We start from the raw sequence: 19,088 nt of genomic DNA, 5'->3' as shown, positions 1-19,088 counted from the left end.
GGCCAGGAGCGTCTGCCAGAATTGCCCTATGCCCGGCACTCCTTCGCTCACCGAACTCGCGAACGCCCACGGCGTTGCCACCCATGTCCGGGACGGCTCGGGACGCGCCCGAGCGGTCGCGCCCGAGGTCGTCGAGGCGGTGCTCACCTCGCTGGGCGTCGAATGCAGCGAAGACGCGGCGCCGAGTGCCGATCGCCATGATGGAGGCACGCCTTCCGTGGTGGGCCTTCCTGACGCACTCGTCCTGCGCGAGTCCTGGACCCCGAGTGTCACATTCACCGTGCCCGCGACCACTGAGTTCGAGGCGCGCATCGTGCTCGAGGACGGCAGCATCGTCCCCCTCGAGCGTGGCGAGGAACTCGACGCTCCATCGGACACCAGCAGCGAGTCCGAAGGCGGCGAGGACGAGGACAAGAGCGAAGGTGGGGAGGACGAGAGCGACGCAGCCGGCGAGAGCGACAGCACATCTCCTCAGGTCGTCGACCTCGACCTGCCCGGCGATCTTCCTCTGGGCTACCACGAACTTCAGGTGAGCGCAGGGGGCCGTCGTCACGTCCGTCCGGTCGTCGTCACGCCCGCGACGATGACCCTGCCGCCCGATCTGGCCGCCAAGCGCGGCTGGGGAGTGGCGGGACAGCTCTACGCCGTGCGGTCCGAGCGCTCGTGGGGCATCGGCGATGCAGCAGACCTCGCCGAACTCGGCACATGGGCCGCCCGAAGCGGTGCGGACTACGTCAACGTCGGCCCGGTCAACGCGGCCGATCCCGTGCCCACGATCGACCCCAACCCGTATCGCCCCGCGAGCCGTACGGCGCTCGACCCCCTCGCAATCCGCGTCGAGGAGGTGCCCGAGATCGGCTATCTCTCGGCCGCGGAGCACCAACTCGTCGAGTGGCACGGCGACGACGCCCGCCGCCTCAATCTCACGGACGAGGTCGACCGCGACGCGGTCTGGGAGTCGAAGCGAGCCGCGCTGCGGATGATCTTCAACGTCGAGCGTTCCCACCGCCGTCGTCGCGACTTCGGGCACTTCGTCGAGTCCGAGGCGGGTTGGCTGTTCGACTACGCGACGTGGTGCGTCATTGCGCTGAAACACGGTCTTCCGGCGAGCACATGGCCCGAGGAACTGCAGAATCCGCGCAGCCCCGAGGTAGCCGCCTTCCGCGAGGAGCACGCCGACGACGTCGAGTTCGAGGCGTGGCTGCAGTGGGTCGCCGGCGCACAGTTCGCCGACGCCCAGCGTGAGGTGAAAGCGGCCGGCATGCGCATCGGTGTCATGCACGACATCGCTCCTGGCGTCATCGACGGTGGCTTCGAGGAGTGGGCCTGGCCGGAGGCGTTCGCCGCCGACATGCGTCTCGGAGCGCGCGCCGCGGACGGCACGGTCGTCGATCTCGGCCTTGCTGCGATGAAGCCCTCGGCGCTCGCCGAGAACGGCCACGCACGGTGGCGTGACATCGTGCGTCGCACCCTCGCTCGCAGTGGCGCACTGCGGGTGGAGCGCATCGGCACCTTGTTCCGCCAGTGGTGGATACCGCAGCCGTCGGCGGCCGAGAACGCTGCGGACGCGGGTACCTACGTTCAGTTCGACCACGAAGCGCTCATCGGCATTCTGCTGCTCGAGGCGCATCGGGCGGGCGCGCTCGTCGTGGCCGGTGACGAGGACGAAACCGAGCCGTGGATCCGCGACTACCTCGCCGAGCGCGGTGTCGTTTCCTCGGCCGTGCTCCTCGACGACACCGAGGGGAGCGGCTCGCGAGACCCGAAGAAGCTGCCCGAGCGCGCCATGACCTCGCTCGGCGCCAAGGACGCTCCCCCGAGCGCAGCACTGCTCACGGGATCTCACCTCGAGGAGGCACGTCGATACGGTCTGCGCGACGACCACGCTGCCTACGAGGAGCGCGCCGGGAAGCGTCGCAAGGCTCTCGTCGAGGCCCTCGCGGCGCGCGGTCTCATGACGCCGCGCGCGAGTGTGGAAGACCAGGTGGGGGCCCTGCACCGTTATCTGGCATCGGCCCCGAGCCTGCTGCTCACGGTCCGTGTCGCCGATCTCGTGGGCGATCAGCGCATCGTGGGCGAGCACGGCGTCACCCACGTGCATGCCCTGTGGCGTCGCCCCGTCGCGGGCCCTGACGAGTCGGGGGTGAGCTTGGACGATCTCATGACCTCGCGTCGTGCCAAGCGGGTCATCCGGGTGCTGCGGGCGCGCAGCTGAGCCTCGAGCACGGCTCGACGAAGGGGCCCCCGACACGAATCGTGTCGGGGGCCTCCTTCCGGTAATCAGTCCGGATCAGGCGCGAGCGTCGAACTCCTGCGCCGTGACGGCTCGGGCGACGGCGTCACGGTTCTCGGCGACCGTGCGCACGAGACCCGCGGGGGAGTCGCTGTGCGACGAGAGCCACTGCTGCGCGGCGTCGAGCAGCTGCGGTCCGGCCAGCGCCATCGGGAACAGCGACGAGATGCCCAGCTCCGCGATGTGGTGGGTGCGCCCTGCCCAGTAGTCCTCGGCCATCGCGAAGTACTTCTCGACGTACGGCTCGAGCAGGCTCACGTCGTGAACGTGTCCGAATCCCGCCGCCGTCTCGGCGATCGTCTGGTTGGCCAGCTCGTCGGAGTCGACGACGGACGACCATGCGGCCGCCTTCGCCTCGGACGTCGGCAGCGACGCGCGAGCTCGTGCCGCGCGTTCGGCACCCGTGGCCGTGTTGTCGCGGGCCAGTTCGGCGTCGATCTCCGCGGCGTCGGCGGCACCTGCAGCGGCGAGCGACGTGAGCAGCGTCCAGCGCATCTCGGTGTCGACGGTGAGGCCGTCGAGGGTGCGCTCACCCGAGAGCAGCGCACGAACGAACGCAACATCTTCCTCGCTCTGGGCGAAGGATGCGAACGTCTGCACGAGCTGCAGCTGGGCGTCGCTGCCGGCTTCGGCTTCCTCGGCCAGGGAGCGCAGCCCGCCCGTCATGTCGGCGACGAGCTTCTCGCGCTTGGCGGGCGCCGAGTACGTGAGTGCGGCGGTGGACATCTGGCCGAGCAGGGTGCGCAGCAGCGTCGAGTCGTCCTCGCCCGGCAGGGTCGCAAGCGCCATGCGGACGAAGTCGCCCGCCGGCATCTGCGCATCGCGCGTCATGTCCCAGGCCGCACCGAGCACGAGCGCACGCGGCAGGGAGCTGGTGAAGGCGCGCGGGTGAGCAATGGCGGTGGCGAGGCTGCGCTCGTCGAGACGGATCTTGGCGTAGGCGAGGTCGTCGTCGTTGACGAGGAGCAGATCCGGCTGCTCCACCCCGACGAGCTCGGTGACCTCGGTGCTCTCACCCGTGACGTCGAGCTCCACCCGCTGCGTACGCACGAGGGTGTCGCCCTCGAGGCGGTAGCACCCCACGGCGAGACGGTGGGGACGCAGCGTCGGCAGTTCGTTCGTCGCGCTCTGTTCGATGAGCACGCGCGTCATGACACCGGAGCCGTCGACCTCGACGACCGGGCGCAGCGTGTTGACGCCGGCCGTCTCGAGCCACTGCTTCGACCAGGACGACAGGTCGCGGCCACTCGTCGACTCCAGCTCGCCGAGCAGCTGGGGCAACGTCGTGTTCTGCCACGCGTACTTCGCGAAGTACGCGCGCAGGCCGGCGGTGAACGACTCGCGCCCGACGTAGGCGACGAGTTGCTTGAGCACCGAGGCGCCCTTGGCGTACGTGATGCCGTCGAAGTTCACCTCGACGTCGGCGAGGTCACGGATCGGGGCGACGATCGGGTGTGTGGAGCTCAGCTGGTCCTGGCGGTACGCCCACGCCTTCTCCGAGGTGCCGAACGTCGTCCAGGCGCTCTCCCAACGGGTGGCTTCGGCCTGCGCCGTCGTCGAGGCCCACTCGGCGAACGACTCGTTGAGCCACAGGTCGTTCCACCACTTCATCGTGACGAGGTTGCCGAACCACATGTGGGCGAGCTCGTGCAGCACGGTGAGGGCGCGGCGCTCGATGATGGCCTCGCTCACCTTGGCGCGGAAGACGTACATCTCCGTGAAGGTGACGCAGCCCGCGTTCTCCATGGCGCCCATGTTGTACTCGGGCGTGAAGATCTGGTCGTACTTGGTGAACGGGTAAGGCTGGTCGAACTCGTTCTCGAAGAACGCGAAGCCGCGCTTGGTGATGTCGAAGATCTCGTCGGCGTCCATGTGGGGCGCGAGCGACTTGCGGCAGTAGACGCCGAGCGGCACGGTGCCCGCGCGGGACGTCACTTCGTCGGTGTACTTCTCGTACGGGCCGGCCACGAGGGCCGTGATGTAGCAGGAGATGCGCGGCGTCGCCCCGAAGCGCCACGTGGCCGCCGGCTCGGTCTCACCGTTGGGGCCGGTGTAGGTCGTCTCCGCAGGCTGCGGCTCGGGCGTCGGCTCGTTGGAGAGCACCTGCCAGCGGGCCGGGGCGGTGACGGTGAAGGTGAAGCTCGCCTTGAGGTCCGGCTGTTCGAACACGGGGTACATGCGTCGCGCGTCGGGTACCTCGAACTGGGAGTAGAGGTAGACCTCGTTGTCAGCCGGGTCGACGAAGCGGTGGAGGCCCTCACCCGTGTTCATGTACCGGCCGACGGCATCGACGCGAACCTCGTTCTCGGCCGCGAGGTTCGGCACGCGCACGCGGGCGCCGTCCCACTCGACGGCGATGTCCTCACCGCCGACCACCACGCGGTCCACGCTCTCGCCGAGGAAGTCGAGCCAGGTCTCACTGCCCGGCGTGGCGCTGAAACGGACCGTCGACGACGTCGTGAACGTCTCGGCTCCCGTCGTGAGGTCGAGCGTGATGTCGTAGGAGTCGACAGCGATGTTGGCGCTGCGCTCCAGGGCTTCCTCGCGTGTGAGGTTCGAGCCGGTCACGGCGTCGGTTCCTTCCTGAAGGCGATGAGGGGAGGCGACGCAGTTCGCTGAGGCGCGCTCGCGCCCGCGTGGTCGCCGTCGACCATCCTTGCACGGGGGTGAAGGTGGCAGGATGGTTTGCACGAGCGTTCTTCGCGGTGCGGCCCGCGGGCCGCGGCGTGCCGCGCTCGAACGTGCTCGACCAGCTCCACGACCCGCTCGACCGAGAGAGAGACATGCGCATCCACGTCGGTGGCGACCACGCCGCCTTTGAAACCCAGCAGGCCCTCGTCGACTTCCTCACCGCTGAGGGGCACGACGTCGTCAACCACGGGCCCACCGAGTACGACGCGGAGGACGACTACCCGGTGTTCGTGCTGCGCGCGGCCGAGGCCGTGCGTGACGACGCCGACTCGCTCGGCTTCGTCCTGGGCGGTTCGGGCAACGGCGAGCAGATGGCGGCGAACAAGGTCGACGGCATTCGTGCGGCCTTGTGTCTGACGCCGGAGTTCGCCTCCTTGGCGCGCGAGCACAACGGTGCGCAGATCGCCTCGATCGGTGGCCGCTTCGTCACGATCGAGCAGGCGAAGGAGATTGCCCGCACCTTCATCACGACGCAGTTCACCGGCGTCGAGCGTCACGCGCGCCGCATCGCCATGGTCGAGGCCTACGAGACGGACGGCACGCTGCCGCCGCTGTGAGTCACTGACACCCGAGCGCCGGGCCCCGCATGCCGTGCGGGCCCGGTGCTTGCGCTTTGTCCACAGGCGCCTCGTGAGACGTTTGTCACCCCGGATAGAATGGCATCTGTGGTTCTTGACGTCACGAGCGAGCGGGTGCGCCCCCAGCGGTCGGTGCGCCGCATCGTGACGCCCCGGCGCAACTCCTCGCGCCTGCTCGCGGCGGTCATCACGTTCCTCACCCTCGTCGCGACACTGGCCGGTATCAGCTTCCCCGGCACGGTTTCCCAATCGGTTTTCGTGCCGCTCATCGTGTGCGCCGGGTTCCTCCTGTCGGGGCGCACCCTGGCTCGGGCCATCGCCGTCGTCGTGGCGGGTTACCTCGTGGTCGTCGCGTACGCCTGGGGTGATCGCACCGTCGAGTGGTCGGTGGCGTGCGTCGTCCTCGCCGTCGTCGGCCTCGTGTTCTTCGTGACGCGCAACGTGCAGGCACTCGGTGTGCCACTCAGCGTGGGTTCCGGCATGCTCAAGGACCTTCGCGAGCGGCTCGACCGTCAGGCACTCGCCCCCGAACTTCCCGACGACGTGCGTATGGAGCACTGCGTCCTGCCCGCGAAGGGTGGCGCGTTCAGCGGCGACTTCGTCGTCTGCGCCCGACACGGCGACCAGCTCGACGTGGCTCTCACCGATGTCTCCGGCAGTGGCCACTCCGCAGGGATGCGCGCGCTGCTCCTCTCGGGTGCAATGAGCGGGTTGCTCGGGGAAACGGACCCGGCCGGCTTCCTGCCGGCGGCCAACCGCTACCTCATTCGTCAGGGCTGGCGTGACGGTTTTGCCTCCGCCATCCACATCGGCCTCGACCTGCGGACCGGCTCGTACAGCATCGGGACCGCGGGCCACCCCAGTGCGGCGCACTACCACGCGGACTCGCGCCGCTGGGAGATGGTCACCGGTGCCGAGGGGTTGCTCCTCGGCCTCTTCGAGCAGGGACGTGACGACTTCTCCCGTGCGGCAGGGATGCTCGCGCCGGGTGATGTCGTCGTGCTCTACAGCGATGGCGTCGTCGAGGGTCCCGGCGGCGACATCACCGCCGGGACGCAGCGCCTGCTCGCCATGACGCAGTCGGCAATCAGCGAGGGTCTCACGGGTGGCGCTCACCGCATCTGCACGAGCTCCGCCGCCCTGGGCGGCGACGACGACCGCTCCGTCGTCGTCATCTGGCGCGACGGCAACCGCCGCTACCGACGTCCGATGCTCTGAGCCACGCAGGAACGTTCGCCGCAAGGGGGCGTGGTCGGGCGCGCTCGCCCCGGCGTACAGCAAAAGGGCCCCTCGGACGCGTTGTCCGAGGGGCCCTTTTGAAGTTTCAGGCGTCAGCCCGAGATCACTGACCGCCGCCGAGGCCGTCGAGCTTCTCGTTGGCGAAGTCCTGACCCTTGTCGATCTTGTCAGCGTGCTCGCCGCCCGTACGGTCGTCGGCGAAGTCACCCGCCTTCTCGACGCCCTGGTCGAGCTTGTCGGGGTTCTGCTCGGCGAAGTCCCTGGCCTTGTCCTTGGCGCTGTCGAAGATTCCCATGCTGATCCTCCTGTGTAGGTCGGAACACTGTGCCGGAGGTTCCCGGACTTGGTTCCCACCCCAACACAAATTCAGGTCGGAGTCGAGAGTTCGCGTTCACCATATGGCGCAAACTGCGACCTGACGCGGCGCGGGCAGGTGCGGTGCGCGAGGCGCGCATCGAGTGCGCTAGCATGTGGGCCGAACATGCGGGCGTAGCTCAATGGTAGAGCCTCAGTCTTCCAAACTGATTACGCGAGTTCGATTCTCGTCGCCCGCTCCACACCGCGAACGGCGGCCCTCACCACGAGGGCCGCCGTTCGTCGTTCCTGGCAGGTGGCAGAGCCGGTGAGGCCGCGGCTTGTGCGAGAATGCGGTGTTCACACGAGGTTGTGAGCGGGGTATGGCGCAGCTTGGTAGCGCGTCCGCTTTGGGAGCGGAAGGCCGCAGGTTCGAATCCTGTTACCCCGACCGTTAGCATGGACAGAAGTTCATGTACGGCGAGCCGCGCCGTGCAATGAGGCGCCAGGACGCAGCAGGCGTCCCGCCTCGCCGGTCGCGGCTCGTGACCCATCCCATCGACTACTGGAGTACACGCTGTGAAGAGCGCTGTCGAGACCCTCAACCCGACGCGGGTCAAGCTGACCGTCGACGTGACTGCCGAGGAGCTCAAGCCGAGCCTGGACAAGGCGTACAAGACGATCGGCGAGCAGGTTCAGATCCCCGGCTTCCGCAAGGGCAAGGTTCCCGCGAAGCTCATCGAGCAGCGCTTCGGCCGTGCAGCCGTCGTGCAGGAGGCCGTCAACGAGGCGCTCCCCGAGCTGTACACCAACGCGATCGTCGAGAACGACATCAAGCCGCTCGGCCAGCCCGAGGTCGACATCACCGACTTCCCGCTCGAAGAGGGCCAGGGCCTGACGTTCACCGCTGAGGTCGACGTCCGCCCCGAGATCAAGCTCCCCGCCTTCGACACCCTCGAGGTCGAGGTCGACCCGATCGAGGTCAGCGACGCCGACCTGGAAGAGCGCATCACCGAGCTGCGCGAGCGCTTCGGCACGCTCAAGGGCGTCGAGCGCAAGGCCAAGAAGGGCGACTTCGTCTCCATCGACCTGTCCGCCACGATAGACGGCAACGAGATCGACTCCGTCTCCGGCGTCTCCTACGAGATCGGCTCGGGCACGATGCTCGAAGGCCTCGACAAGGCGCTCACCGGCCTCAAGGCCGGCGAGGAGACCACCTTCACGTCGCCGCTGGCCGGTGGCGAGCACGAGGGCCAGGACGCCGAGTGCACCGTCAAGATCGAGTCGGTCAAGGAGCGCGAGCTCCCCGAGCTCGACGACGAGTTCGCCCAGCTCGCCTCGTCCTTCGACACGCTCGACGAGCTGAAGGCCGACCTTCGCTCCGAGGTCGAGCGCACGAAGCGCTTCGAGCAGGGCGTTCAGGCCCGTGACAAGGTGCTCGACGCGCTGCTGGAGGCCATTGACATCCCCGTCCCGGACGGCGTCGTCAACGAAGAGGTGCACAACCACCTCGAGGGCGAGAACCGCCTCGACGACGACGAGCACCGCGCTGAGGTCACCGAGAGCACCCGCAAGCAGGTCGCCACGCAGCTCCTGCTCGACGAGATCGTCGAGACGCAGGAGATCCAGGTCGGCCAGGAGGAGCTCATCGAGTACCTCATCATGTCGGCGCAGCAGTACGGCATGGACCCGAACACCTTCGCCCAGGCGCTCGACGCCCAGGGCCAGGTGCCGGCCATCATGGGTGAGGTCGCTCGCCGCAAGGCGCTCGCCACGGTCCTCGAGTCCGCCAAGGTCAAGGACACCGCGGGCAACGTCGTCGACCTCAACGAGGCCGTCGACACCGGTGACGACGAGGCCGACGCGGACGAGAAGCCCGCCGAGGAGAAGCCGGTCAAGAAGGCAGCTGCGAAGAAGAGCACGGCCAAGAAGGCCGCTGCCAAGGACGGCGACGAGAAGCCGGCCAAGAAGGCTGCCGCGAAGAAGAGCACGGCCAAGAAGGCCGCTGCCAAGGACGGCGACGAGAAGCCGGCCAAGAAGGCAGCTGCCAAGAAGAGCACGGCCAAGAAGACCGCGACGAAGAAGGCTGCCGACGACAAGTGATGTCGCCGCAGGCCTGAACGCCAGCAGGAGCGCGGCTCCGCACGCACACCCGGTGCGAGCGGAGCCGCGCTCTCGTCATCGGGCCGCAGTTTTGCGTGTGCCTCGCGTGAGTCGGTCAGCGCCCGCGCTTGCGCTCAGGGCGAACACCGGCCGGGACGGGGACGAAAGTCGCGGGCCCGCGCGTTAGGGTCAGTGAAGAGTTCAAGCATGGTGTCATCCGCGTGCCGGGTGGCAGATTCGGATGGAGTGATCCCTTGACGACAGCCAAGTCCTCGGACGTGGTCATGGCGAGCCAGCAGATGGCTGCCGGTCTCGACGACCAGATCTACAACCGCCTCCTCAAGGAGCGCATCATCTTCCTCGGATCGGACGTGCGCGACGACAACGCGAACGCGATCTGCGCGCAGCTTCTCCTGCTCGCTGCCGAGGACCCGGAGAAGGACATCTGGCTCTACATCAACTCCCCGGGTGGTTCGGTGACCGCTGGTATGGCCATCTTCGACACGATGCAGTGGGTGCCGAACGACGTGTGCACCGTGGCCATGGGCCTCGCTGCCTCGATGGGCCAGTTCCTGCTGTCCGCCGGCGCTCAGGGCAAGCGCTACGCGACGCCGCACGCGCGCATCATGATGCACCAGCCCCTCGGTGGCATTCAGGGAACGGCGTCCGACGTCAAAACTCAGGCCGAGCAGCTGCTGCACATCAAGAAGCAGATGGCCGAGCTCATCGCAGAGCACACGGGTCAGCCGGTCGAGAAGATCGAGGCCGACTCGGACCGCGACCGCTGGTTCACGGCGAACGAGGCCAAGGAGTACGGCTTCGTCGACCACGTCTTCGAGCGTTCCTCGGACGCGACGAAGTCGTCCAACTGATCGCCGCCCGCGACTACTGACGGAGTAATTCAATGAACTACACGAACCCGACGGGCGCTCACGGCGGCGTGACGGCGCCGATGCCCACGAGCCGCTACATCCTGCCGCAGTTCGAGGAGCGCACCTCCTACGGCACGAAGCGCCTCGACCCGTACACGAAGCTGTTCGAGGACCGCATTATCTTCCTCGGCGTCCAGGTCGACGACGCGTCGGCCGACGACATCATTGCGCAGCTCATCGTCCTGGAATCGCAGGACCCGGACCGCGACATCCTCATGTACATCAACTCGCCCGGTGGCTCGTTCACGGCCCTCACGGCGATCTACGACACGATGCAGTACATCCGCCCGGACGTGCAGACGTTCGTGCTCGGCCAGGCCGCTTCGGCCGCCGCTGTGCTGCTGGGCGCCGGTGCGCCGGGCAAGCGTTTCGCGCTGCCGAACGCTCGCGTTCTCATCCACCAGCCGGCCATGGAGGGCTCGGGTGGCCAGGCCTCCGACGTCGAGATCCAGGCCAACGAGATCATGCGTATGCGTGACTGGCTGGAGGAGACGCTGGCGAAGCACTCCGGTCGCAGCGTCGAGCAGGTGCGAGCCGACATCGACCGCGACAAGATCCTCACGGCCGAGATGGCCAAGGAGTACGGTCTCGTCGACGAGGTGCTGCAGAGCCGCAAGGCCTCGCTCGAGCAGTGATGCCTCGCGCTGTGAACGCGACGTGACGACACGAACGCGCCGGTGCCCCTCGGGGGTGCCGGCGCGTTCGCGTAGGTGACGCGAGCTTTCCGCCGGTGGCGAACAGGCTCGCGTCGAGCCGCCACGCGCGGTTCAATGATGGGGGAGGCGTGCGCGGTGAACTACCGTCGTACGGTGCACTTCACGGGGGCGATCCCCGTGTTGTCTAGGTAGGACGACGAAGGGAACGACCGGTGGCACGCGTGGGCGAGAGCAGCGATCTGCTCAAGTGTTCGTTCTGTGGCAAGAGCCAGAAGACGGTCAAGAAGCTGATTGCCGGCCCCGGCGTCTACATCTGTGACGAGTGCATCGACCTGTGCAACGAGATCATCGAGGAAGAGCTGACCGACTCGGTCGATCTCGGCCTCGAGAAGCTGCCGAAGCCGCGCGAGATCTTCGACTTCCTGCGCGAGTACGTCATCGGCCAGGACGCCGCCAAGCGCGCCCTCGCCGTCGCGGTCTACAACCACTACAAGCGCGTCCAGGCGTCCGACTCGACGTCGAAGGACCCGGTGGAGATCGCCAAGTCCAACATCCTGCTCATCGGCCCCACCGGCTGTGGCAAGACCTACCTCGCCCAGACGATGGCCAAGATGCTCAACGTCCCGTTCGCCATCGCGGACGCCACGGCGCTGACGGAGGCCGGCTACGTCGGCGAGGACGTCGAGAACATCCTGCTCAAGCTACTGCAGGCCTCCGATTTCGACACGAAGAAGGCCGAGACCGGCATCATCTACATCGACGAGATCGACAAGGTGGCCCGTAAGAGCGAGAACCCGTCGATCACGCGCGACGTCTCCGGTGAGGGCGTGCAGCAGGCGCTGCTCAAGATCCTCGAGGGCACGGCCGCCTCGGTGCCGCCCCAGGGTGGGCGCAAGCACCCGCACCAGGAGTTCATCCAGATCGACACGACGAACGTGCTGTTCATCGTCGGTGGTGCGTTCGCGGGCCTCGAGAAGATCATCGAGGACCGCAACGGCAAGAAGGGCCTCGGCTTCGGCTCGCAGCTGCACACGCCCGCCGGTGGCGATGCCTCGATGGCCGAGGTGCAGCCCGAGGACCTCATGAAGTTCGGCCTCATCCCCGAGTTCATCGGTCGTCTGCCCGTCATCACGACCGTCGAGCCGCTCGACCGTGAGGGCATGGTGAGCATCCTCACCGAGCCGAAGAACGCCCTCGTCAAGCAGTACAAGCGCATGTTCGAGATCGACGGTGTGAAGCTCGAGTTCACGCCCGATGCCCTGGACGCCGTCGCCGAGCAGGCGATGAGCCGCGGCACCGGCGCTCGCGGTCTGCGCGCCATCCTCGAAGAGGTGCTCCTGCCGGTGATGTTTGACGTCCCGAGCGAGGACGACATCGACAAGGTCGTCGTCACCCGCGAGGTCGTGCTCCACCGCGTCGACCCGACGATCGTGCGTCGCCGCGCCGCCTGATTCACGCTCTCGCCGCCACGGCTAAGGGCGAGAACGAACGAAGCGGCCCTGACCTTTCAAAGGTCAGGGCCGCTTCGTCGTGTCACTGCGTCACTTCTGCTTCGGCGGGGGAGGCGTGAGCTCTGCGTCGCGCACGACGAGCGTTGCGCCCTCGGTCTCCTCGACCGCCGTCGTCATACCGGTGATGCGACCTGCAGCGCGCAGATCGGCCTCACCCTTCTCGGCGGCTGCGAGAGCGTCAGCCGGGCCCGCGAGCGTCATCGACGTGACCTCGGCACGCATGCCGAGCTTCGCGTCCGACTTGGCGCGGCGCACACCCGCGAGAGCCTGCGAGACCGCCGTGAGAACCTTCGGGTCGGCGTCGGCCGGGAGCGTCGAGCCTGTGACCGACGGCCACGGCGCGCGGTGGATCGAGTCCGCGTGCGTCCACGACCACACTTCCTCCGTGGCGTACGGCAACACCGGCGCGAAGAGGCGCAGCAGCACGTCGAGAGCGATGCGGACCGCAGCCTGGGTCGAAGCGGCCTCGGCGTCGCTGAACGTGCCGTCACGGTTGTTGGCGCGCTCCTTGACGAGCTCGATGTAGTCGTCACAGAACGTCCAGAAGAACGTCTCGGTCAGCTCGAGGGAGCGGGTGTAATCCCAGGCCTCGAAGCCCTTCGTGGCGCGTTCGACGACGTCGTGCAGCGTGGCCAGCATCGACGTGTCGAGCGGCTGCGTCACGAGCACGAGCAGGTCACCGTCGGCGGCGCTCGGCTCCGGCGTCATGTACGCGAACTTCGAGGCGTTGAGGATCTTCATCGCGAGGCGACGGCCGACCTTCATCTGACCCGTGTCGTACGCGGCGTCGGTGCCGAGGCGCCCGGAGGCGGCCCAGTAGCGCACGGCGTCGGCGCCGAACTCCTTGACGACGTCCTCGGGCGTCTGCGCGTTGCCCTTCGACTTCGACATCTTCTTGCGGTCCGGGTCGAGGATCCAGCCGGAGATGGCCGTGTTCGTCCACGGCACCGAGCCGTTCTCGTGGTGCGCGCGCACCGCGGTCGCGAACAGCCAGGTACGGATGATGTCGTGGCCCTGCGGGCGCATGTCCATCGGGAAGATCTTGGCGAACAGCTCGGCGTCGCTGCCGTGGGCGCTGCCGTCGGCGATCGGCCAGCCGGTGGCGATCTGCGGCGAAAGCGACGACGTGGCCCACGTGTCCATGACGTCCGGGTCGGCGACGAAGCCGCCCGCCTGACCGCGCTGGGACTCGTCGTAGCCCTTCGGCGCCTGACCCTGCGGGTCGATCGGCAGGTCGGCCTCGTCGGGCACGATCGGGTTGTCGTAGTCGGTCTCGCCCTGCGCGTCGACCGGGTACCAGATCGGGAACGGCACGCCGAAGAAGCGCTGGCGCGAGATGAGCCAGTCGCCGTGCAGGCCCTCGATCCAGTTCGTGTAGCGGCTCTGCATGAAGCCCGGGTGCCAGGTCATCTCATTGCCGCGCTGGACGAGCGCCGACTGGAGATCCTTGTCGCGACCGCCGTTCTTGATGTACCACTGGCGGCTCGTGACGATCTCGAGGGGCTTGTCGCCCTTCTCGAAGAAGTTGGCCTTGCGCTGCGTCTTCTTCGGTTCGCCGTCGAGGTCGCCGGAGGCGATGAGCGCCTTGACGACGTTCTCGCGGGCCGTGAACGTCGTCTTCGTCGCGAGGTTCTCGGCGAAGAGCTCCTCACCCGGGCCGCCGGCGATCCACTCGGGGGTCTCGGCGGTGATGCGGCCGCTGCGCGTGATGATCGAGCGGGTCGGCAACTGCAGTTCGCGCCACCACTGCACGTCGGTGAGGTCACCGAAGGTGCAGCACATCGCGATGCCTGCGCCCTTGTCCATCTCCGCCATGGGGTGAGCGAGCACGGGGATCTCGACGCCGAACAGCGGGCTCGTGACCGTGGTGCCGAACAGCGGCTGGTAGCGCTCGTCGTCCGGGTGCGCGATGAGCGCGACGACGGCGGGCAGCAACTCGGGGCGCGTCGTCTCGATGTAGACGCGGCCGTCGTCAGCGGCGTCGCTGTGGAACGCGACGCGGTGGTAGGCGCCCGGGTAGTCGCGCGCCTCGAGTTCGGCCTGGGCGACGGCCGTCTGGAACGTGACGTCCCACAGGCCCGGCGCCTCCTGCTGGTAGGCCTCGCCGCGCTTCAGATTGCGCAAAAAGGCCTGCTGGGCGACGGCGCGCGAACGCTCGTCGATCGTGCGGTAGGAGACGTTCCAGTCGACGCTGATGCCGAGGCGGCGGAAGAGATCCTCGAACGTCTCCTCGTCCTTGACGGTGAGGATGTCGCACAGCTCGATGAAGTTCTGACGACCGATCGGTTCCTGGTCGGCGGCCTTGACGCTCTTGCCCTCGGCACCCTGCAGCGGCGGGGTGTAGTCGGGGATGTAGGCCTTCGTGGCGTCACCGCGCACGCCGTAGTAGTTCTGCACACGACGCTCGGTGGGCAGGCCGTTGTCGTCCCAACCGATCGGGTAGAAGACCTCACGCCCCTGCATGCGCTGGTAGCGCGCCATGCAGTCGGTGTGGGTGTAACTGAAGACGTGGCCCACGTGGAGCGACCCCGACGCTGTCGGCGGGGGAGTGTCGATGGCGAAGACCTGCTCGCGGGGCAGACCGAGCGCACGCTCACGGTCGAAGGTGTACGTGCCGTTCTGCTTCCATACCGCGCCCCACGTGTCTTCGAGTCCGTCGACGGTGGGCTTGTCCGGCATGGGACGAGCGGTAGGCGTGGATTCAGCAGTCATGCGGCTATGTTTTCATGCTCTCTCCCCTCGATGCGACAACCTCCGCGGCGTCCGCCTAGGCTTAGACGGAATGGGCGTGCCCCGCGACAGCGCGGGCGCGCGACGATGAGGCGTTCGCGCAGTGGCTGCGAGTCGGTGCGTGAACCCGAGAAGGAGTAAGTCCGATGAACTTTGACTCGCGTGGGTCCTTCGCGCTGGAGCCGTTCGTCTCGCGGTACGCCCCCACCCAGGTGACGCCGGTCGGGGAGGGCTTCCTCGAGTACGCGCAGGGCAAGCTGCCCTCGTCGCTCGTCGAGCTGTACCGCCGCCACGGCCTCGGCTGGTACGGCCAGCAGGAACTGTTGCTCGTCGACCCGAGCCGGTGGATGCCGGTGCTCGTCGAGTGGTTCGGCGCCGACGTGTCGAGCATTCCGTTCGCCGTGACGAGCTTCGGGCACGTGTACCACGTGGCTCCGTCGGGCCAGGTCGAGTGCCTCGACCCGCACTTCCTCACGAACATGGTCGTCGCCGAGTCGGTCGAGGAGTTCTTCACCGAGCACCTGCTCTCGCAGAGCTCGCACCTTTCCGACTTGCGAGGCCCGCACCAGGGTGCGCGCTCGAAGCTCGGCCCGCTGGGCGACGGCGAGCTCTACTACTTCACGCCGATGCTTCCCCTGGGCGGCTCCGTCAGCCCCGAGTCGCTGACGAAGGGCGACGGCGTCCAGCACGCCCTCCTGACCCACCGGATGGTGCGCGAGCAGCGTTAGCGCTGAGGCAGCCGCCGACGGAGTAGAACGCGTTGAGCTCGAGCAACCCCGCGAAGCACTGGATCGGGCCGGCGCTCAGACCGAGGTCCTCTAGATCCACGACGGCGAGATCGAGGCCCGTAAGAACGACCTGGATGAAGCGGGCACGTTCACCGTCGACGGGTTGGTCGCCGACGCCTCGGCGGGCGATTACGACGCCCTGCTGCTTCCCGGCGGCACGGTGAACCCTGACCAGCTCCGGGTCGACAAGGACGCCCTTTCCTTCGTCCGCGACTTCGTCGAGAGTGGCAAGCCCGAGGCGGCGATCTGTCACGGGCCCTGGACGTTGATCGAGGCCGGCTTGGTCGAAGGTCCCACCTTGACGTCCTTCCCGAGCATCCGCACGGATCTGCGCAACGCCGGTGCGGAGGTCGTCGAACAGGATGTCGTGGTCGACGGGAACCTGATCACCAGCCGATCACCCGAAGACCTGCCTGCGTTCTGCGATACGATCGTGGCGAAATTTTGCGAGCAGTTCGGCCCAGGAAGAGGTGACGTCATGAGCGTGACCAAAGGACTGCTTGTCACGCTGGAGGCCCTGCCCGGCAAGGAAGACGAGGTGCAGGAATTTCTCGGCCTCGGGCGAGGGCTCGTCGAGGAGGAACCGGCCACCATCGCGTGGTTCGCGATCCGTCTCGGCCCGTCCTCCTTCGGGATCTTCGACGTGTTCCCGGATGACGCCGGCCGCGACGCGCACCTGTCCGGTGCAGTCGCTGCCGCTCTCGGCGAGCAGACCGGCAAGCTGTTCAGCGAGCCGACGATCGAGAAATTGGACGTCCTGGGCTCCAAACTCCCCGCCTGACACCACAGAGCGGGAGTACTGGCCCAGAGAGGAGGGGTCGCTGCGCACGGTGACTTCGGGCTTACGCAGCCCGCTGACGTCGTGGCAGCTACCCCTTCTCTTGCGGCCTATCGCTAATCACCAACAGATCGGGGAACCGTGATGACAGGAACTGACGACGGCGTTGCCACGACGCGTTCACCCGAGGTAGCGGTGATCGGGGGCGGGATCGTCGGTCTGTCGACGGCGTACGCGCTGCGAGAGCAGGGCGTGCCGGTCCGCCTATACGAGGCTGGTCTGCCCGGGACGGGTCAGTCCGCAGGCGAGTCACGGATCTTCCGGCATGCCCACGACGACCCGCGACTCGTCGCTTTCGCGCGCGAAAGCCGCGGCATATGGGATGAGTGGGCCGAACACTTCGACGTCGAGCTGGTCTCATCGGACGGTGTCCTGGCGATCGGAGACAGCGCCCTGGCGCGGCTGCGGGTGCTCGACCAGGTCGGCGGCGTGGAAGCGCACGAGATCGACGCGACCGAGGTCGCCCAGCGAATGCCGCTGCTCGCTGGGTATTCGGGGCCAGCGGTGCTCGACGAGTCGGGCGGCGCGATCCGCACCCGCGCCGCGATCACGGCACTCACGGGTGCCCTCGCCGATGCGGTCACCACCGCAGAGGTCATCTCCATCGATCCCCGCGCCGATGGGACGGTCGAGGTGCGCAGCGTCACCGACCGAGCTGTCTACTCCAAGGTGGTCGTGTGCGCCGGCCGCGAAACCGCCCGCCTGGCACGCAGCGTCGGCCTGTCGCTGCCGGTTCGCCTTGCCGCACACGTCCGGCTGACCTTCGACGTGAAAGTCGCCGCCCCGGCACGAGTCGCGTGCCTGCAGGACAGCAGCGACGTCTTCGGTGAAGTCGGCGTCTACGCGACGCCGCTACCGGGCAACAGAAGCTATTCGGTCGGACTCAGCGACACCGTCGGCGTCCGCGACGACGGAACGTTCATCGACCCGGCGGCGATTCGATCACTGGACGAACGCGCACGCGAATACGTGACACGGGCGCTGCCCGGTCTCCACCCAGAGCCGCGCGACTTCCTTCACTGCTGGGTGACCGACCTCCCGTGGAGTGAGGACGGCGTGGCCGTGTGGGAGGCAGGCTCTGTCCTTTTTGTGGCTGGTCACAATTTGTTCAAGCAGGCACCTGCGCTGGGTCGCGCTCTTGCCCAGGCTGCGACCGGCGGCGGTCTCCGCGCCGAGCTCACGCCGGAAGCGCGCCTCGGCGAGGCCCAGAGCTAGGGCGTGTCTCCCAATCGCGGGGGACCCGAGATTCTGGCCGGCAAACTGTTCAGCGATCCCACGATCGAGAAGTTGGACGTCCTGCCCTCTAAGCTCCCCGCCTGAGACTACGACCTCGTCGAGTGTGTCGCTGTGCGATGTTCAGATCGCACAGCGACACACTCGTCACATTGGGGTCGCGTTGGTGGCTGCCTGCAGTGCGCTGGAAAGGTAGCCAGCGGAAGCACCGACGCCCTTGTCCGCGACGTAGGCGGGCGTACCAGCTGCAACCACGGCCCCGCCGGCGTCGCCCGCGCCGGGTCCAAGATCGATCACGCGATCGGCCACCGCGACAACGCGCGTGTCCAGCTCCGCGGCGACGAGCGTGTTGCCCGCATCGAGCAGCGGTTCGTCCTGGCTAGGGTCCCTCGCAGCGGCGGTCGAACAACGACCACCCACACTTCAATAGTCGGTGCGACGCTAGGAACGGTTCCGCGACGTGCCCCAGACTTCCTGGAGCTTTCGCTCGTCCTCGAACCTCTTTGACGCAAGCTCGGCAAGACACTCGACCCCGACGACTTCACCGACGCGCAAGCCGTCGCCGCCGTCCAACGCATCACTCGCGGCAACCTCCGGCTCCTTGAGCGCCTCCTTACTCAGATCCAACGCGTCCTGAAGATCAACGAGCTCGACGTCATTACCATCGACGTCGTCGAAGCCGCCCGCAGCACCGTCGTCATCGCCACCACCTAACCCGACACCGATCGCAGCGAAAACGACGACATAAAGCGAAGCTGCTCACAGGCAATGAACCGTCCCAGGTTCTCGGCCGCTTCTATGCGGGGAGCGGCTCTGGGTTGAGGGCCGCGTAGTAGGCCGCCTCGAACTCGTCGGGGCTGACCATTCCGAGGCTACCGTGGAGCCTGCGGTGGTTGTACCAGTCGACCCACCCAGCTGTCGCGAACTCGACGTCCGCGATCGTCTTGTAGGGGCCGTCGTGAAGATGGTGGTGCGGACGCATTCGGCCTTGTAGACGCCGTTGATCGTCTCCATCAGGGCGTTGTCGTACGCGTCGCCGATGCTTCCGATCGAGGGTGCGATCTGCTCGAGCGCGAGGTGATCGGTCAGCACTACGGATGTGTATTGACCAGGTTCAACCGGTCGATGCAACACCAGCTTGTTGGTGCAAGAGTAGATGCTCGTTAAAGACTTCCGCTGGGGTCTTCCAGCCCAGTGATTTT

General features: G+C 67.4%; 14 protein-coding genes, 2 tRNA genes and 2 pseudogenes. 13 read left to right on the top strand and 5 right to left on the bottom strand.

Annotated features, from left to right (window positions below; all coding sequences use genetic code 11):
- Positions 1 to 28: 28 nt before the first annotated feature.
- On the top strand, positions 29 to 2,215 hold the full coding sequence (gene malQ, locus D1832_RS11040; protein ID WP_182434764.1) for a 4-alpha-glucanotransferase: 2,187 nt from the start codon (positions 29 to 31) through the stop codon (positions 2,213 to 2,215).
- A gap of 75 nt (positions 2,216 to 2,290) precedes the next feature.
- Here the strand turns inward: malQ and pepN are convergent, their stop codons facing one another.
- Positions 2,291 to 4,861 carry an aminopeptidase N gene (gene pepN, locus D1832_RS11035; RefSeq protein WP_118914041.1) on the bottom strand — a complete coding sequence of 857 codons (2,571 nt, stop codon included), beginning with the start codon at positions 4,859 to 4,861 and terminating at the stop codon, positions 2,291 to 2,293.
- A gap of 215 nt (positions 4,862 to 5,076) precedes the next feature.
- On the opposite strand from pepN, the gene D1832_RS11030 reads away from it, so the two are divergent.
- Entirely contained in the window at positions 5,077 to 5,541 is a 465-nt protein-coding gene (locus D1832_RS11030; protein WP_118914140.1) for a ribose-5-phosphate isomerase, read from the top strand.
- A 108-nt stretch (positions 5,542 to 5,649) separates the two neighbouring features.
- Positions 5,650 to 6,780: a PP2C family protein-serine/threonine phosphatase gene (locus D1832_RS11025; protein ID WP_182434763.1), complete on the top strand. Its 1,131-nt coding sequence runs from the start codon at positions 5,650 to 5,652 to the stop codon at positions 6,778 to 6,780.
- A 124-nt stretch (positions 6,781 to 6,904) separates the two neighbouring features.
- Here the strand turns inward: D1832_RS11025 and D1832_RS11020 are convergent, their stop codons facing one another.
- Positions 6,905 to 7,096 carry an antitoxin gene (locus D1832_RS11020; RefSeq protein WP_118914037.1) on the bottom strand — a complete coding sequence of 64 codons (192 nt, stop codon included), beginning with the start codon at positions 7,094 to 7,096 and terminating at the stop codon, positions 6,905 to 6,907.
- Between the two features lie 188 nt (positions 7,097 to 7,284).
- On the opposite strand from D1832_RS11020, the gene D1832_RS11015 reads away from it, so the two are divergent.
- The 6 genes from D1832_RS11015 (at position 7,285) to clpX (ending at position 12,237) form a co-directional block, all read left to right on the top strand.
- A tRNA-Gly gene (locus tag D1832_RS11015) sits at positions 7,285 to 7,358 on the top strand.
- 114 nt (positions 7,359 to 7,472) lie between these two features.
- A tRNA-Pro gene (locus tag D1832_RS11010) sits at positions 7,473 to 7,546 on the top strand.
- Positions 7,547 to 7,674: 128 nt separating this feature from the next.
- A complete protein-coding gene (tig, locus tag D1832_RS11005) occupies positions 7,675 to 9,198 on the top strand; it encodes a trigger factor (RefSeq protein WP_118914035.1) in 1,524 nt (507 codons plus the stop codon).
- A 284-nt stretch (positions 9,199 to 9,482) separates the two neighbouring features.
- Positions 9,483 to 10,070 (top strand): ATP-dependent Clp protease proteolytic subunit, encoded by a 588-nt coding sequence (locus tag D1832_RS11000; protein WP_118914138.1) that lies wholly within the window; start codon positions 9,483 to 9,485, stop codon positions 10,068 to 10,070.
- 32 nt (positions 10,071 to 10,102) lie between these two features.
- Positions 10,103 to 10,765, top strand: coding sequence for an ATP-dependent Clp protease proteolytic subunit (locus D1832_RS10995; protein ID WP_118914032.1), 663 nt, complete (start codon positions 10,103 to 10,105; stop codon positions 10,763 to 10,765).
- Between the two features lie 233 nt (positions 10,766 to 10,998).
- The gene (gene clpX, locus D1832_RS10990) at positions 10,999 to 12,237 is read left to right on the top strand and encodes an ATP-dependent Clp protease ATP-binding subunit ClpX (protein WP_118914030.1); all 1,239 of its coding nucleotides are present in this window, start codon (positions 10,999 to 11,001) and stop codon (positions 12,235 to 12,237) included.
- 90 nt (positions 12,238 to 12,327) lie between these two features.
- Here the strand turns inward: clpX and valS are convergent, their stop codons facing one another.
- The gene (valS, locus tag D1832_RS10985) at positions 12,328 to 15,009 is read right to left on the bottom strand and encodes a valine--tRNA ligase (RefSeq protein ID WP_118914028.1); all 2,682 of its coding nucleotides are present in this window, start codon (positions 15,007 to 15,009) and stop codon (positions 12,328 to 12,330) included.
- Between the two features lie 164 nt (positions 15,010 to 15,173).
- On the opposite strand from valS, the gene D1832_RS10980 reads away from it, so the two are divergent.
- From D1832_RS10980 to D1832_RS10965, 3 genes are all read left to right on the top strand, one after another.
- Positions 15,174 to 15,755: a GAD-like domain-containing protein gene (locus tag D1832_RS10980; protein WP_118914026.1), complete on the top strand. Its 582-nt coding sequence runs from the start codon at positions 15,174 to 15,176 to the stop codon at positions 15,753 to 15,755.
- A gap of 163 nt (positions 15,756 to 15,918) precedes the next feature.
- Complete coding sequence (locus tag D1832_RS16330; protein WP_428830880.1) at positions 15,919 to 16,596, top strand: DJ-1/PfpI family protein; 678 nt, start codon at positions 15,919 to 15,921, stop codon at positions 16,594 to 16,596.
- 141 nt (positions 16,597 to 16,737) lie between these two features.
- Complete coding sequence (locus D1832_RS10965; protein ID WP_182434762.1) at positions 16,738 to 17,868, top strand: NAD(P)/FAD-dependent oxidoreductase; 1,131 nt, start codon at positions 16,738 to 16,740, stop codon at positions 17,866 to 17,868.
- A 165-nt stretch (positions 17,869 to 18,033) separates the two neighbouring features.
- Here the strand turns inward: D1832_RS10965 and D1832_RS10960 are convergent, their stop codons facing one another.
- Entirely contained in the window at positions 18,034 to 18,306 is a 273-nt protein-coding gene (locus tag D1832_RS10960) for a hypothetical protein (RefSeq protein ID WP_415557199.1), read from the bottom strand.
- A gap of 87 nt (positions 18,307 to 18,393) precedes the next feature.
- Between D1832_RS10960 and D1832_RS15855 the strand changes: the two are divergent.
- Positions 18,394 to 18,600, top strand: a pseudogene (locus D1832_RS15855) (AAA family ATPase); the annotation flags it as partial.
- Positions 18,601 to 18,682: 82 nt separating this feature from the next.
- Here the strand turns inward: D1832_RS15855 and D1832_RS10950 are convergent.
- A pseudogene (locus D1832_RS10950) lies at positions 18,683 to 18,999 on the bottom strand (integrase core domain-containing protein); the annotation flags it as partial.
- Positions 19,000 to 19,088 lie beyond the last annotated feature (89 nt).

Origin of the sequence: Dermacoccus abyssi (genome assembly GCF_003515945.1) — a bacterium.
GTDB lineage: Bacteria > Actinomycetota > Actinomycetes > Actinomycetales > Dermatophilaceae > Dermacoccus > Dermacoccus abyssi.
This window is presented reverse-complemented; position numbering and strand designations above follow the sequence as displayed.